Below are 15,952 nucleotides of genomic sequence, written 5' to 3'. Positions count from 1 at the left end.
GTGATCAACAAACCATTTGCGTTTATTCGTGCACATTTTCGGACCGTTTTTTCTTTTGCCATGCGCGGAATTGAATGATGCCGGGCTGAAGAATTTATGAGACACTTGCCAGCGAATCCGGATCAGATCCACCACCAGGCCTAATACACAGATGCTAGACCAAGAGCGCATCCAGAAACTCTTCAACCAGAGCATTCAGATCAAGATCGAAGCTCTGCCGCTTTTAACCCAACCGATTGCCGATGCCGCCAGACTGGTGTTCGACCGCCTGCTTGAGGGCAACAAGATCCTGAGCTGTGGCAATGGGGGCTCAGCAGGCGATGCGCAACACTTCTCATCAGAGATGCTCAACCGCTACGAACGGGAGCGACCAGGTCTACCCGCCATTGCTCTGACAACCGACAGCTCGACTGTGACCTCGATCAGCAACGACTACGATTTCTCATTGATCTTCTCCCGCCAGATCGAAGCCCTGGGTCAACCCAACGACCTGTTGCTGGCAATCTCCACCAGTGGCAATTCGAGTAATGTGAATCATGCGGTACAATCGGCTCACGAACGGGAAATGGCGGTGGTTGCCCTGACCGGAAAAGATGGCGGGGAACTGGCGAAACTACTCGCCCCGGGGGATGTCGAAATTCGCGTTCCATCGATTGTCACCGCGCGGATACAGGAGGTGCATCTTCTGATCATTCACTGTTTGTGTGACCTGGTGGATCAACAGCTGCTCGGCGGTTGATGGTACCGCCTATCAGTTTTTTCATCCGATATAACGAGCAAATTAAACGGATCCCTAAGACAGATAACCATAAGAGGAAGCTCATGCAGATAAAATTCTCACCCACGCTCTACATCCTTCTCGCTGCGCTCACCCTGCAGGGATGTGCCGCAGCGATTGTCGGCGGTGCAGCGGCCACTGCAACCATCATCCACGACAGACGCACTACCGGCGTGATCGTCGAGGACCAGAGCATTGAGCTCAAGGCCTACGATGTGTTGAAGAAAGATCCAAAGATCAAAGAACATACCAATATTTCCGTCACCAGCTACAACATGGTGGTACTGCTCACCGGACAGGCGGCCAATGAAAACCTGCGACGCAAGGCGGAGCAACTGGTCACCGGTGTGGAACGGGTACGCCGGGTGGTCAATGAAATCGAGATCGGCAGTGCCTCCTCGATTGGCGAGGACAGCCGTGATGTAGCCCTGACTTCCGAGGTCAAACTGAAACTCTCAAGCATCGACATACCCGGTTTCGATCCACTCAGAGTCAAAGTGGTCACCGAACGGGGAACCGTGTTTCTGCTCGGTTTGATCACCAAACAGGAGGGTGACGCGGTTACCGAGGTGGTGCGTCATATCAGTGGTGTACGACGGGTCGTGCGGGTCTTCGAGTACATCTGAATTGAGCGAAAAACTCTCAGCGGAGCTGATCAAACAGCTCTCCAAAATAGTCGGCAAGGAGAATCTCTTTACCGACCCGGGAGACTGCCTTCCCTACGGTTATGACAACAGTCGTTTGCAGGCCACGCCTGAGGCCGTGGTATTTGCCCGGGAGCACGATCAGGTTGCCGGCATCGTCAAGCTCTGCCATCAGCATCGCATCCCGCTGGTTACCCGGGGGAAGGGTACCGGCACAACCGGTGCCACGGTGCCACAACAGGGCGGCATCGTTCTCTCACTGGAGCGTATGAACCGGATCCTGGAGATCGACCGGGAAAACCGCCTGGCCAGGGTTGAACCCGGGGTTACCAACAAGGAACTGCAAACCGCACTCCAGCAGCAGGGCTTCTTCTGGCCACCGGACCCGACCAGTGCCACTGTCTGCACCATTGGAGGGAATCTCGCCTACAACTCAGCCGGTCCCAGGGCGGTAAAATATGGCACTCCCAGGGAGAGCACACTCGGCCTGAAAGGGGTCACCGGCAGCGGTGAAACCTTCTACACCGGCGTCAATACAACCAAAGGTGTGGTGGGCTACGATCTGACAAGGTTGATTATCGGATCCGAAGGCACCCTGGCGATCATTACCGAAGCCCGTCTCAAACTGACACCATTGGCACAGACCAAAAGAACCCTGCAAGCCACCTATAGCGATATCCATGCGGCCGCCAAAGCGGTCTCTGCCATCATGGGACAACCGGTCATCCCCTGCGCCCTTGAGTTCATGGATAAATCTGCGCTGGAGATGGTCAGGGAGTTCTCCGATCTGGCCCTCGATTCATCGGTTGGCGCACTGCTGATGATTGAAGTGGATGGCGCCGAACACTGCATTGCCGACGAGGTAACTGCGGTCGCCCAGGCCGCCAGCGTTGAGGGATTGATCGACATCCATACCGCTGAGACCAAAGAGGAAGTGGCCAAACTGTGGAAGACCCGCAAGGCCCTCTCCCCGGCACTGCGCAATATTGCACCTAAAAAAATCAACGAGGATGTGGTGGTGCCCGTCTCCCGCATACCGGAGTTGATCGAGACCCTGGAGAACCTCTCCAAGGAGACCGGTGTCACCATCGTCAATTTCGGCCATGCGGGTAACGGCAACATCCATGTAAACCTGCTGCTCGACCCGGACGACCCGAAGCAACTCGCCGCTGGTGAGCACTGTCTGAATGCGCTGTTTGAACTGGTGCTGGGATTGGGTGGAACACTCTCCGGCGAGCACGGCATCGGCGTCGTCAAACGCCAGTTTGTCGATCAGGAACTCGATCCTGTGGAGCTGAAACTGATGCGCAGCATCAAACAGCAGTTCGACCCCCACCAGATCCTCAATCCGGGCATTCTGTTTCCAGACTGAAATAGAGAGCACCGCAGCAGCCCAGATCATCTGATAGGCCACACTCGATAAACATCAGGCAAAAAAAAACACTCTCAGCCTAAGACAGAGAGTGCTACCCAAATGAGAGGTCGAGCAGTAGAGAAATCGCCTGGTTCAGCATCCGTTGCGGCACAGTTTTTTTGGCCGCAGGCTAACCATTCAAGAGTTCCGTTTCCCTCCCAGCTCTGACCCGTTAGTCTGTTCAGTCTCCACCAATGAGAGCAGGATCTGCAGTGGAGATTCGTGAGAGATCTGGAACCTGTCCAGGCATAGGGGCGCGGAGAAAAAACTGATCATTAAACCGATGGTGATGATGAGTGTTTTGTGCCACATGCCTTTCTCTCCCCGATTAGTTCAAGTAACTGAAAGTTCATGCTGTTAAGGATAGGGAATGGGGAATTTTATGGCTGTGAAATATTCACATCTCAGCTGCGACTTTTTTCCACTGGATTCAGCTCTTGCTGCAGATGGGTACGCTCTCGATAGTATGGGGATAACAGTGCGTAGAGCAGGGTTGTGAATAACATCAGCAGGGTGAAAAAGAGATAGTAGTCCACACCCTGCAGCAGCGAGGTGCCCTCAATGGCAAAGTTGACGATACTGGTAAAGAGATTACCGATCGCAATCGACATCATGAAAAAGGCCATGACAAAGGATTTCATGCGCACCGGCGCCTGGGTATAGGAAAACTCCAGACAGGTAATGGAGACCATCACCTCGCCACTGGTCAACACCAGATAGGCGAGCAGCTGCCAGGCGATGGATGGGGTATGGCCGGCATCGATCTGATACTGAATCCAGGCGGAGATGGCGAAGGCCAGTGCGGCGAGCAGCATACCGAAACCGATTTTTCGCAGCGGGGTCAATCGCCACCTGCGCTGTATCGCCGGGTAGATCAGATAGCTGAAAGTGGGCACCAGCAGCATCACCAGCAGCGGATTGGCGGCCTGGATCTGGGCCGGCAGAATCGCCAATCCAAACAGCTTCAAATCCATGCTTTTGGCCTGTAGCACCCAGGCGGAGCCGGTCTGATCGAATAGCGACCAGAATACAGCGACAAACAGATAGAGCCCGAAGAGCCTTAACAGAACCGACAAGCCCTGGGGAGTGAAGACCTCCCGCACAAAACTCAGCCCCGCAGGGGGGATATGGACAAACCTGCGGCGGCCGGACCAGAAGATAATGGTTGCGATGACCATCAAAATCCCCGGTACGCCGAACGCCCAATCGGGCCCGGCCTGCTGCAGCAACCACGGAGTGGCCAGGGTCGATGCAAAGGCCCCGAGATTGATGGCAAAGTAGAACCAGCCGAAACTGCGTGACAGCAGATAGGCATTGCTGCGACCGAACTGATCCCCAAGGTGAGCCGAGACACAGGGCTTGATGCCACCAGAACCCATTGCGATCAAACCCAGCCCCAGCAGCAACCCCAAACGGGTGTGATCGAGCGCCAGAGCAAAGTGGCCCAGACAGTAGACCAGAGAGAGCAGAATGATGGTGCGGTACTTGCCCAGCAGACCATCGGAGATCAATGCACCAAACAGAGGCGTAAGATAGACCGCCGATACAAACAGATGAAACCAGCCCTTGGCCTCCTCCCCGTTCATCGGATTAGCGGCACCGCTACTGTCGAGCAGGTACTGAGTCATAAACACCACCAGTACCGCACGCATGCCGTAGAAGCTGAAGCGTTCAGCAGCTTCGTTACCGATGATAAAAGGAATTCCTGCCGGCAGATCTTTGGAGGCTAAAGGGGCGCGCAGGTAGTCAGTCACAGTGAAAGGATTCTCCGATTACTCTCCACCCAGAGCTACTGCCATCCAGGCTCAAGGGCGCAACCGATGTCTGGGATCAGTAGCGGGCCGGCAACTGCTTGTTGATCACATACTGATTGGTACTGGAGGTGATATAGCCACCTTTGACAAGATCCTTGAAGATTCGACAGACCATTTCACGGGATGCACCAATGCGATTGGCCAACTCCTGCTGGGTAACATGCCCCTCGATGACCAACAACCCATCCTTCTCTTCAGCCAGACTCAACAGGGTTTTACTCAGTCGTCCATAGACATCTGACAGGGCAAGACTCTTCACCTCGTCGGTAAGTGTTCTAACCCGATGGACCATATCCTTCAACAGATGGATAGAGATATTCGGGTTGGTCTGCAACACCTGATGGAAGGCCTGTTTGGACATGATCGCCACAGTAGTCTTGACGGTGGTCATGATCGAAGCTGATCTTTTGTAGTCATCGATCAATGAGAGCTCACCAAAGTACTCACCCTCCTCCTGATAGTTGATAATGGCCTCTTTGCCATTTTCATCATTCAGATAGACCTTAACCTTACCACTCAAGATGACATACAGGGAGTCGCTGTTATCACCTTCCGAGAGGATGATGGTGTTTCGTGGATAGCTCCTTCTGACCATACGTTGTTCGATCAACGCAAGATCGCTTGGGTCCATACCGGCAAAAATGGAGACGTTTTCTATCATGGCCTTATTATATTGTCTGTGGGTAAATGTTATCTACAGGGGCCACACTCCATATCAACCCATGCCTATTGCCACACTGTCTGGAATGACGCAGTTCTCTCCCTTCACGCTCCCATGTTGTACACTGTGGATCAATCACCCTGAATACACATAAGCAGGTCTGTACCAGGTCAGGGCCTGTCATTACGCATCCAAATGGATGGCCCTGGTAAAACTTTAACAGAAAATAGTGACTTCTACAGTGGCAAGATCAACTGTATTGGAATGTGGTGATCCAAATCTCACTCTGAATCTGCTGGCCAGACAATACATCTTCAGGACTTCAGTGGTGTTTTTCAGCCTCGCAGAAGGCCGTTTCACTGCAGCTGATAGAGACTAACTGGTCAACAGTTTTATAAACCAACAGGGTCGTTGTGGAAAAACATCAGCTTAGATCAACACTGCTACTGGGTATCTCGATTGGTATTCTGGGCGTACTTTTCAGCCTTCTGCCCATGGGTAGCGCCTGGGAGGAAGATGCGGGTCTTGGTCTGTTGTTCAAGTTACGTGGCCAAAGAGCGCCACCTGAATCGGTCGAGATCATCTCGATCAATGGTGAAACCGCAGCTCAACTCGGGTTGGGTGAAGAGATCCCTGATTGGCCACGCAGTCTGCATGCAGAACTCATTGAGCGGCTCAATCAGGCCGATGTCCGGTTGATTGTTTTTGATATCTTCTTCAAGAAAGCCAGGGGCGTTGAATCAGATCGCCAGCTCGCCGATACCATACGACAAAGCGGTAATGTTCTGCTGGTCTCCTACCAGCAACAGCTGCAGATCAAAAACAGCAACGGAACACACGCCTTGGAACAGCTGATCCCCCCTACGACCATCCTGGCCGAGGCGGCACTCGAACTCGCACCGTTCGTGCTGCCGAAAGTTCCAGTCAAGGTCAGTCGGTTCTGGACATTCAGTGGTAATCAAAAACTGCTTTCACTCCCAGCTGCTGCGCTGCTGCATGCCGCCGATCCTGGTGGAAAAAGACTCAAGCAGCTTTTGCTTGGATCCCTTGATGCACATGGGTCATCACTGCAACCACCGAATCTGACAGATCTGCATGAGACCGCACTCTTCATTCGCAACAACCCGGCTCTGGTTGAGCATATGCAAACCCAGCTGGAAGAGCAGCATAAACTGAGGATGTCGAATCTACGCTATCAGCAGATGCAATCAGTGATGCATCTGTTTGAGACACCGGCCTACCCCCATCTCAACTTCTATGGACCGCCAGGCAGCATCAAAACCCACAGCTTGCAGGAAATCCTCGCCTCACCGGCCGATTCATTAAATCATCTACGGGGTAAAACCCTCTTCATCGGCTATGCGGGAGCCTATCAACCGAAACAGAAAGATGGCTTCTATACCGTCTTTTCTCAATCCAACGGCCTGGATATCAGTGGTGTTGAAATTGCCGCCACAGCCTACGCGAACCTGCTCAACCAGGAGATTCTGCATCACCCTCATACCGGCTGGATCGCATTATTGTTGATCCTCTTTGGTGTGGGGATCAGTTTGCTGTTTCGATTCACCCCTGGACTGAATGGAGTTTTTGCGGGTTTGGTGGTTGGTGGGGCTTACTTCGGCTCGACCCATCTGCTGTTCAGCCAATTCAATCTCTGGCTGCCCTGGTTTATCCCACTGGTCATACAACTCCCGGTAGCCCTGGTCGTCAGTCTGATCTGGCACTATCAACAGATGCGTACCAGCCGTGAGCATCTGCGTCGTCTGTTTGGTTACTATCTACCAGGCGATGTAATTGAAAGATTGGCCCGGGACAACAAACAACCGGCTGGCCTGATCGACTCAGCCTACGGGGTATGCCTGGCCTCCGATGCACAGAACTACACGGCGATGGCGGAAAAGATGGCGCCGAAAGTGCTGCAGGAGTACCTGAACCGCTATTTCAAAATCCTCTTTACCCCGGTACGGGCAAACAAAGGCATCGTTTCGGATGTGGTCGGTGACGCGATGCTCGCCATCTGGCCGGCGACCGAAATCAACCACAACATGGAGCAGATGGCCTGTGAAGCGGCCCTGGAGATAGGAACGGCGATCCAAAACTCCGATCTCGAACCCAAACTTTTCACCCGCATCGGACTCCATTCGGGCGAACTGGTGATGAGCCATGTGGGCGCCATCGACCATTTCGAGTACCGAGCGGTGGGAGACATGGTTAACACCACTTCCCGCATCGAGAATCTCAATAAGTTGTTGGGCACGCGGATTCTCGCTTCGGAGGACTTCATCAAACACCTGAAGCGTATACAGACCCGGGAGCTGGGTCTGTTCTCCGTCTCGGGCAAGGAGAAGCCGATTAAGATCTTTGAGGTTGCCGCCAAATCAGAATCTGTCGACGCCAGTATGCTCAGCCTTCATCAGGCTTTTGCGGAAGCGCTCCTATTATGGCAAATGGGCGAGCGTCCAGCGGCCAACAGGAAATTTCAATTGATCGCAGAGGATTTCCCCTCGGATGGCCCGACGAACTACTACATCAATCAGTTCGCTGACCGTAGAAGCACACAAAAGCGCAAATACTAAACATTCCCACTGACCAGGCCATATTGTTAATTAACACCAACATCTGAATTAAGGAAATATATGGTGATAATTACGATTTTATGAATAAAAACGCCTAAACAGCAGACGAGCTGGCTTGAGAACATCAATGGTAAGGCCCATTTTATCAGTCGCATCAGCCACCCCGCCCAGGCCAATTATCCCCCACATCAACGCCTCGATCGAAGGGACGGAATTCACCCTGGAGGTCAACGACAGCGCCACCCTGATCAGGGTGGCGGAAGGCAAGGTCAGGGGCCAACTTCTTGTTGATAAAGTAGCAACATCACAGGGTAAGTGCGCACCAAGGTAGTACGAACAGTCATCAATATGCAATGAGCTGCACAACATCATCACAGCCTTACAGAAAAGGTTTCGGTCTTGAGCCACCCGTTGATAATCAGCTGCAAATTCGCCAGTGCGACTGTCGAAGATACGGATTCAGAAATAATATTCGGCTTGGTAAACTATCCCGACGACAAAAACCGCATAAAGCATTGGGATAATTACACTTTTCTACTGGTTTATTGGGTGTGATCCTGTTTGCAGAGAGGGGGTTATGAGGAGGTACGAACAATCTACATTAAAAATAGGGGCCAATCGTCTTAGCAAATATGAAATAAATTCGCATATCGTTTAATTTTGGTTACTATATAACTCAAGCTTGAGAAATTTTTTTTGCTCAAAAACTGGCTATGCTTGAGATGTTTTTGGATCTAAAAATCGCTATTCAGGGGATCACTATGCAGCATTGCCGAAACTTCACAATGCTCGCCCACTACTTGTTTCTTGTTTTCATCCTTTTCTTACCACAGCATGCCGTCTCTGATGATTGTGTCCATGTGGCGCAATTGGTCTCCCTGGAGGGGAAGGTGGAAAAGAGGGTTGCTGATCAAGGGGGCTGGCACCAGGCAGTACTCGAAGATCATTTCTGTGCTGGCGATACCCTCAGAACATCACACAACAGCAGGGCGGCCATCCGCCTGACAAATGATACCTTGCTGCGTCTGGATGAGAATTCCTCACTGATATTTAGTCAGGTCGCTAAGTCGACCCCCTCCTTCCTGGACCTGCTGCGAGGGGCCATTCATTTCATCAGCCGCACACCAAAGAGTCTTGAGGTCAAAACGCCTTATGTGAACGCCTCCATAGAGGGTACTGAATTTGTGGTTCGAATAGATGATACCGGCACGGATGTGATCGTCTTAGAGGGGGTGGTAATTGCCAGCAATAATGTGGGCTCGGTAGAGCTGGGTGCCAATCAGGCAGCCCGCGCCGAGCAGGATCAACCGCCTGTCGTTACGTCAATCGCCAGACCCTTCAATGCCGTTGCCTGGGCACTTTACTATCCTCCACTGCCAGCTCTACCCAGCGAAGCGGATACATTGGCTCAAGCCGCCATCAAGGCGATTGTTGAGAATCGACTTGAAGAAGCGGCAGAGTCGGCGAAACAAGCACTGGAAAAGGATAGGCATTCAGCCACTGCCTATATGGCGCAATCCTATGTCGATCAGGCTATGTTTGACATACCCGCCGCCTTGGCCAACAGCCAAAAAGCCGCGCAACTTGCACCTCAAAACGCCCTGACACAGGCGCGACTTGCGGAAGTCTGGTTAATGACAGGCAATACCCGCGCCGCTCGTGATTCCGCCAACCAGGCTGTCACCATCGATCCCAAGCTCTCACTGGCGCATACCGTTCTTGGGTTCGCATCGTTACGCGAGATCAGCCTGGATACCGCGAAAACGGCATTTCAGAGGGCTATTGAACTTGATTCAGCGGCTCCCCTCCCCCACCTTGGCTTGGGCCTGCTGGGTATTCGCCAAGGTGATTTGGTGGAAGGCCGCAAAGAGATTGAAACAGCAGCACTGCTCGATCCAAACAACGCCTTGCTTCGCAGTTACATGGGCAAGGCCTATTACGAGGAGAGGCGCAACGACTTGGCATCCCAACAATTTGCCATGGCGAAAGAACTCGATCCCAACGATCCCACGGCCTGGTTTTATGATTCAATATTGTTGCAATCAGCCAATAGACCGGTAGAGGCGTTACATGCGCAGCAGCGTGCGATTGAGTTAAATGATAACCGGGGTGTATATCGTTCAAGGCAGCTTCTTGATAATGACGAGGCATCACGAAACGTAGCGCTTGGTAGAATCTACAACGATTTGAGTTTTGAACAGCAGGCAGCCTATCAGGCGACAGACGCCTTAATACAGGCTCCCATCAATCACTCAGCTCATCGGTTGTTGGCTGACAGCTACGTGGGTATTAGCAACCGGGATGCCGCAAGACAAAGCGAGTTGCTACAATCAAAATTGACTCAACCCCTGAACCTGGATCCTCTGCAACCTCAATTGAGTAACTCAAACCTTGGTCTATTGGATGGAAATGGGCCAGCCGACCTATCCTACTATGAATATAATCCGCTGTTTACTAAGAGTGGTTTGGCGTTTCAATTAGATGCCTCATATGGTGAAGAGAGCACCTGGGCTGAGGATGCAATTTTAGCCGGATTAACTGATCGATTTGCGTTCAGTCTTGGACAGTACCATGCCGAAACAGATGGATTTCGTAACGAAAGTGCTGTTTATGAGCAGGACATCTATAACGGATTTGCCCAATTTGCTCTTTCAGATAGCACATCGTTCCAAATTGAGATTAGCGAATCCGAAGAAGAAAAAGGGGATGTGACTCAACGACTGCTCCCAGAGTTTCTCAATGTTGATGACTTCCAGGTCAATAGTGACATATCCACGATTCGATTAGGTGTTAGGCATGCATTGGCGGCCAACACCAACTTGCTGATTTCCGGCATTAGGCGCGATTATGAATTTGTCCGTTCTCAGGACCTTGATCCCTTTACAACATTCAGTACAGAAAGCGACCGTACGATTGATCTCTATGAAGTGCAATTATCCGGAAAACTGGAGCAAACGGTTTGGTTGGCGGGCGTAAGCCATCAAAATGAAGAGGAAGATGCCTTGTCCGTCTTTGAATTCGCAATGGGTTGTCCGTTTCCAAGTTGCACATCCTCATCTGAACATGATGCATGGCAAACAAGACTATATGGTTATCTGCATTACGACATCAACGATCAATCCACTTTGATGGGTGGATTAAGCTATATAAAGGAAGATGTAGATAATGATGAATTTAACAAGGCCTATCCAAAAATAGGATTTCAGGTCATCCCAACAACCAGCAGCGAACTTCGACTGGCTGTTTTTCGAAACCGCATGAGTGTTGTTTTACCATCACTCTATGAGACACTGGAGCCTTCACAAATTTTCGGTTTCAATCAATTGTACGATGATTTTGACAAAACTGATTACTGGGCCTATGCAGCGGAGTATAACCATCAATTTACACATAATTTACATGCCGGTGTCTCTTCAGTTTTTCGTGAATTAGAGACAGAAATTGGGCTTGTTGACTTTTCAACCATACCTCCAGGCAACACTTCTCAAATAATAGAACACGATGACATGAATACCGTATTGTGGCTTAATTGGACCACTTCACCTTTCTGGTCCTTTGGCGTCGAGTACTCATATAGCAGGAGCGATCTAGCTCAAAACATTCAATCAAATTCCGTTGTATTGGCACCAGACGGCGTTCTTGAATTGAAGACTCACCAACTACCCGTCTCCATCAGTTATTATCATCCGCTCGGTTTCTCTACCAAGCTTACTGCTACCTACTATGACCAAGAAGGCGAGTTCATCAACAAAACCGGGACAGAAACCCAGCAAGGAGAAGACAATGGCGTGTCAACTGACCTTGCTTTTAACTACCGATTTCCAAACCGTCGCGGATCTGTATCCCTTGGCATAAATAACATCTTCGATAAACAGATAAATTTTGAAGATCGAGATAGTTATGACATTAACGATCCGGAGCTTACCGCGTCACCTTCATCCTTTGCTGGCGAAAGATTTGTGTTTGGAAAAATTTCAGTAAACGTTCGCTAGTTAATATAACCACAGAAGAGAGGAGCAGAATATGGCAAAAAGCAACAAAGAAAAAAAGACAAATACCAAGAAAAAGGATAACGAGTCTATTTTTGATTATACTCTGGTATTGAAACCTGACGGGACCGTCAAAGTATATGATGACAGTGACGGCGAGATGAAACTTATAAAACCTTCGAAACGAAAATGCCCACCAATCAAGAAAGTAGTCAACGTACGGCAGTTGACAATAGTCGAAGCAAAGGGCTCTCGCTGGGCATATATCAATCCACCAGGTTATTGGTGGCCAGTCTAAATATAGCTACTGCAGTATATTTAGTTGCTTAGTGAAATTTCAGGCCATTTTCGCATGTGATTTATGCGCTTTTGAAAACCACTTACCGAGACTCTGTTGTATATAATGGCAGAAGCCCGATATTTAGTGGCCTAAGCACCGTTTCACAGCATTATTAAATACGCACTGCGTTACAGGATAATTTATCTTGTTGACGTTTGTTTAATTTAACCTTACCTGCATGATTTCCGCATAAACGCATATACAGGATGTCTCGTATTGATTTTCTCTTCACCCAAAAGGGATACAAGGTGAAGGGAAGGAAGTTCAGGAAGTGAATGGAGAAGTAATGATTTGATTTGATCCGATGCAGATTGGAAAGACCGCTTTTCTGACTCCTGTCAGCTTTCCAAAAATAAACATTATTTGGCAGGTGAATTATGGCCAAGTTTTGTAACATCAAATCTAAAAAGTCGGCATTTGATTACACCTTGGCGATAAGGCCAGATGGCAGCTAATGGATATCAGATAAAAAAACGCTAAAAACCAAAGGAAGAAAAGCAACGCCTCCAATTAAGAAGATTCTCAACACACGTATAATAACCATCATGGAAGCAAAGGATGATTCTGATTTGATATACGAGGAACCTCCCGGCAAATGGTATCAACTTTTATAAACTGATGACAGGTAGTCCAGAATACGAAAGATCAGCGAGGATGATCAACAAACCGTCGGGTTATCAATCTAAGCCACGTGGTTCATAGAGATCGTTTCAATCCGGCCAGCTCCAAATCCAACTTAAAGTAGGCTTGATGATGCCTCAGCGTCTGCAAACAAAGTCTGTATCACCAGATTCTTCAGAAAGGCGAACCGATTGTAATCTTCGTTGAGTTTCTCTGTTCATAACACCTAAGTATAGTGAAAGGATGCCTATGAATCACACACATACCCATGCCAGAATCTACCCACAAATTTTCTGACGAGGTAAAATCTCCAGTGAAACAGTTTTATGATCACACTCGATTAAATCCATCGACCAAACCGACACTCAAATACAGAATAGCACCCATATTGGGGACATTCCGATCGATGCATTATCAAATTACGGCTATAACAGTGACACCAGTACTGCAAAGCGATTCCCGTAAAAACAACACCTATTGCAGAGTCGCAGAAGGATAAGGTGAAGTGCCCCCCTCTTCCATGACCCCTTCTTTTTCACAGGCATACGCTTGCTTTTTACGGGCAATGTCCACCAAGCTATCAGAGTTACCCACTATTTGAACAAAGCGTACATTCTTATACCCTGCAACTTGAAGAAGACTTGCAGCCTTTACACCCTTACGGTTCGACTTGGTTAACAACACAATTGAGCTATCCCGATAGAGTCCATATTCTCTTATCAGATCGAAAACACCATTGATAAAACTGGTATTACCATGGGTGATAAAGCTTTGTTGAAACATATTCCACTCATCGATCGGTCCACCATGGTAGGGAATGTGGGCATCCGCATCCTCAGCCATGCCATATAACATGACCTCTGCACTGCTGCGAATATCGATTGCCAGGGCTTGATCAGTTGGAAGAAACATTTTGCAAACTCCTCTGGAGTACGATTGTTATCAACAACTGCGAAACGGATTGTTCTTTATATCCTTCCCTGGTTCATGGATACCGGTAATCACCGGAATGACAGAAAATCAGATTGATATTTTGAGCCTCAATATAACCGGCTCCTTTTTCTTTTAATTGTTGTAGCAATAACAAGAATCTGTTGTGAATTTGTGCCGACCGGAAAGTGACATAGTGACACCCGACAAGGCCAAACCCGGCACCAGATTGCTATTTAAACCGGACACAATGCAGGGAGCGACTGCCCCACTGCCTTGAAACTCCATGGATAGCCCTATCCGCGAATACTATTTGTGTTCATTCACATTCATTTGCAAACCAATAAAATGACAAACTATCGTGCCCCATGCCCGGTCAAGATCACCGGTATAGTCCGCAGCAGTACCATCATGTCAAACAGCACACTGTTCTTACGCACATAGGTCAGGTCGTAATAGAGTTTATGAGCGGCATCTTCCACCGTCTCACCATAGGGGTACTTAACCTGCGCCCAACCGGTGATTCCAGGTTTAACCTGATGCCTCAAAGCATAGCCACGAATCTTACGTTGAAACTTGGATACGAATTCCGGCCGTTCGGGACGGGGGCCAACCAGACTCATATCACCGACAAATACATTCCATAGTTGTGGCAATTCATCGATCCGGGTCTTTCTGATGAAACGACCGATAAGGGTTACCCGGCTATCATTTTTCGCAGCCATCTGTGCACCATTGCGTTCTGCATCGGTACGCATACTACGGAATTTCCAGACATAAAACTCACGGCCTTTCAGTCCAACCCTGAGCTGGCGATAAAATACCGGATCACGACCCATGGAGCTCAACCAGATCAATCCAGCCGTGATCAACATCACCGGACTTGCAAGTAGTAGGATCAGTGCTCCCAATACAAGATCGAACTGTCGTTTACCAAGACTTTCACCACCCGCTTTTTTTGTCAGCACAAGCTGACTGAACAGAGTATTACCTGTCATCGACCCGGATGCGTTGATAACACCCAGTGAGTCGGTCGTATCGATTTGATTGAATCCGTAACCCGGCCCATCTTGACTTACGAACATGTCGCGATCAGTCTGAACATTCATCTTCCTCTCCCCGTCTGTTTTGTAGATTTGGGCTTCCTTACCCAACTCAGCCGATTCACCAGGCTTTACCAGACCTTTTATCCATTGAAACGAATCATTCTCTGCTTCTGCGGCGCCGTTTCCGCCTGGTATGACCTTATGATTTCAAATCCCAGACCTGGGAAGTTATCGAATGACACACTTGTCATATGTGACATATTCACTTGTCAGTAAGGATTGATCTGCTACTGCCGATAGAGTGACGGGGAGGTGTTTTGTAGTATCTGTCAGTGATGGCTACTCAACAGGTAGTAACCAACAACAGTTAACCCTGACTCAGGCCATCAAACAGGGTGAACGATGATCCCCCTGCTGATGACCGCTGATTGGCATCTTGAAATGGAATAACAGCTCTTTCTCCGATTCGACTTGTATCTGGGAGTCAATACGATTGCCGAATATAGGTACGAACTCCGGATCCAGTTCAGGTACAAGATTCCATGAAAGTACGGCCCGGACGATCGGCCGGTAGCCCTGCATCAAAGACTCCCAATAGCGATCGGCATTGAAACCCAGCGAGACCAGATGACAAACCGGGAATCGAGTCTCGGATTCATCCGCAGCGGCGTCACTGACCTTGAAATGGCTCAATCCAAGGGCCTGAAATCCCGCCTGATCTCCCCAGTCGATAAAGAATCTTACGTATTGCACTGAGCCGTGGCGCCTGAGAATACCACTGTAACCTTCGGGCTGACGCCGGCTGACGATGGCGATCAGTTTTCCAGCTTTCGGATATATTGCCGCACACAAAACTTCTTCCCAGTGAGTAACCTCTGAATAGCGGCGGACGCAGCGTAAAATATCCTGCGGCGGCACCTTCCCGGAAAACATGTTTGCCAGCAAAACACTTCTGGCAAGGATCAGTTCGTCTTCTCCCGCCTCTCCCTTCTCCGGAATGGTTATATTTCTTTTCATTAGCTTGTCCTGAAGCCATTGATGCGAGCCTGCCCAGATAGCATGCAATACGAAAGTTATTCCCAGCCATGTAAAGACGCATCCTCCCGATGTGAAATATTCACTTGACAGTTGACTGAAGA

General features: G+C 49.5%; 12 protein-coding genes. 7 read left to right on the top strand and 5 right to left on the bottom strand.

Features of this window, described 5'->3' with window-relative positions; translation table 11 throughout:
• The first annotated feature begins 151 nt into the window (after positions 1-151).
• The 3 genes from A3193_RS03375 to A3193_RS03365 all read left to right on the top strand — a co-directional run bounded on the left by A3193_RS03375 (position 152) and on the right by A3193_RS03365 (position 2,794).
• Positions 152-739, top strand: a complete 588-nt coding sequence (locus A3193_RS03375; RefSeq protein WP_069004757.1) for a phosphoheptose isomerase — start codon at positions 152-154, stop codon at positions 737-739.
• Between the two features lie 83 nt (positions 740-822).
• Positions 823-1,404 carry a BON domain-containing protein gene (locus A3193_RS03370; RefSeq protein WP_069004756.1) on the top strand — a complete coding sequence of 194 codons (582 nt, stop codon included), beginning with the start codon at positions 823-825 and terminating at the stop codon, positions 1,402-1,404.
• Between the two features lies 1 nt (position 1,405).
• Positions 1,406-2,794 carry an FAD-binding oxidoreductase gene (locus tag A3193_RS03365; RefSeq protein WP_069014085.1) on the top strand — a complete coding sequence of 463 codons (1,389 nt, stop codon included), beginning with the start codon at positions 1,406-1,408 and terminating at the stop codon, positions 2,792-2,794.
• A gap of 446 nt (positions 2,795-3,240) precedes the next feature.
• On the opposite strand, the gene A3193_RS03360 is transcribed toward A3193_RS03365, so the two are convergent.
• Both A3193_RS03360 and A3193_RS03355 read right to left on the bottom strand, forming a co-directional pair.
• The gene (locus A3193_RS03360; protein WP_069004754.1) at positions 3,241-4,590 is read right to left on the bottom strand and encodes a POT family MFS transporter; all 1,350 of its coding nucleotides are present in this window, start codon (positions 4,588-4,590) and stop codon (positions 3,241-3,243) included.
• A 76-nt stretch (positions 4,591-4,666) separates the two neighbouring features.
• A complete protein-coding gene (locus A3193_RS03355) occupies positions 4,667-5,311 on the bottom strand; it encodes a Crp/Fnr family transcriptional regulator (RefSeq protein ID WP_069004753.1) in 645 nt (214 codons plus the stop codon).
• A 413-nt stretch (positions 5,312-5,724) separates the two neighbouring features.
• Here A3193_RS03355 and A3193_RS03350 point away from each other — a divergent pair, with 413 nt between their 5' ends.
• From A3193_RS03350 to A3193_RS03335, 4 genes are all read left to right on the top strand, one after another.
• On the top strand, positions 5,725-7,887 hold the full coding sequence (locus A3193_RS03350) for a CHASE2 domain-containing protein (protein ID WP_069004752.1): 2,163 nt from the start codon (positions 5,725-5,727) through the stop codon (positions 7,885-7,887).
• Positions 7,888-8,014: 127 nt separating this feature from the next.
• Positions 8,015-8,218 carry a FecR family protein gene (locus tag A3193_RS03345; RefSeq protein WP_069004751.1) on the top strand — a complete coding sequence of 68 codons (204 nt, stop codon included), beginning with the start codon at positions 8,015-8,017 and terminating at the stop codon, positions 8,216-8,218.
• A 391-nt stretch (positions 8,219-8,609) separates the two neighbouring features.
• On the top strand, positions 8,610-11,879 hold the full coding sequence (locus A3193_RS03340; RefSeq protein ID WP_162273726.1) for a FecR domain-containing protein: 3,270 nt from the start codon (positions 8,610-8,612) through the stop codon (positions 11,877-11,879).
• Positions 11,880-11,910: 31 nt separating this feature from the next.
• A complete protein-coding gene (locus A3193_RS03335) occupies positions 11,911-12,174 on the top strand; it encodes a hypothetical protein (RefSeq protein WP_069004749.1) in 264 nt (87 codons plus the stop codon).
• Positions 12,175-13,311: 1,137 nt separating this feature from the next.
• Here A3193_RS03335 and A3193_RS03330 read toward each other — a convergent pair.
• The 3 genes from A3193_RS03330 to A3193_RS03320 all read right to left on the bottom strand — a co-directional run bounded on the left by A3193_RS03330 (position 13,312) and on the right by A3193_RS03320 (position 15,830).
• Entirely contained in the window at positions 13,312-13,749 is a 438-nt protein-coding gene (locus A3193_RS03330) for a rhodanese-like domain-containing protein (RefSeq protein WP_069014083.1), read from the bottom strand.
• A 374-nt stretch (positions 13,750-14,123) separates the two neighbouring features.
• Positions 14,124-14,876, bottom strand: coding sequence for an exopolysaccharide biosynthesis polyprenyl glycosylphosphotransferase (locus A3193_RS03325; RefSeq protein ID WP_069014082.1), 753 nt, complete (start codon positions 14,874-14,876; stop codon positions 14,124-14,126).
• 315 nt (positions 14,877-15,191) lie between these two features.
• The gene (locus A3193_RS03320) at positions 15,192-15,830 is read right to left on the bottom strand and encodes a hypothetical protein (protein ID WP_069014081.1); all 639 of its coding nucleotides are present in this window, start codon (positions 15,828-15,830) and stop codon (positions 15,192-15,194) included.
• Between the last annotated feature and the right edge of the window lie 122 nt (positions 15,831-15,952).

Source organism: Candidatus Thiodiazotropha endoloripes (assembly GCF_001708965.1).
Classification (GTDB): Bacteria; Pseudomonadota; Gammaproteobacteria; order Chromatiales; family Chromatiaceae; genus Thiodiazotropha; species Thiodiazotropha endoloripes.
The sequence above is the reverse complement of the archived record's forward strand: the minus strand, read 5'-3'. Positions and strand labels throughout refer to the sequence as shown.

Excerpts from the sequence above, each read along its gene's own strand:
- A3193_RS03375 (WP_069004757.1), top strand. The coding sequence starts at position 152 with ATGCTAGACCAAGAGCGCATCCAGAAACTCTTCAACCAGAGCATTCAG.
- A3193_RS03370 (WP_069004756.1), top strand. The coding sequence starts at position 823 with ATGCAGATAAAATTCTCACCCACGCTCTACATCCTTCTCGCTGCGCTC.
- A3193_RS03355 (WP_069004753.1), bottom strand. The coding sequence starts at position 5,311 with ATGATAGAAAACGTCTCCATTTTTGCCGGTATGGACCCAAGCGATCTT.
- A3193_RS03345 (WP_069004751.1), top strand. The coding sequence starts at position 8,015 with ATGGTAAGGCCCATTTTATCAGTCGCATCAGCCACCCCGCCCAGGCCA.
- A3193_RS03340 (WP_162273726.1), top strand. The coding sequence starts at position 8,610 with ATGTTTTTGGATCTAAAAATCGCTATTCAGGGGATCACTATGCAGCAT.
- A3193_RS03335 (WP_069004749.1), top strand. The coding sequence starts at position 11,911 with ATGGCAAAAAGCAACAAAGAAAAAAAGACAAATACCAAGAAAAAGGAT.
- A3193_RS03330 (WP_069014083.1), bottom strand. The coding sequence starts at position 13,749 with ATGTTTCTTCCAACTGATCAAGCCCTGGCAATCGATATTCGCAGCAGT.
- A3193_RS03325 (WP_069014082.1), bottom strand. The coding sequence starts at position 14,876 with ATGAATGTTCAGACTGATCGCGACATGTTCGTAAGTCAAGATGGGCCG.
- A3193_RS03320 (WP_069014081.1), bottom strand. The coding sequence starts at position 15,830 with ATGAAAAGAAATATAACCATTCCGGAGAAGGGAGAGGCGGGAGAAGAC.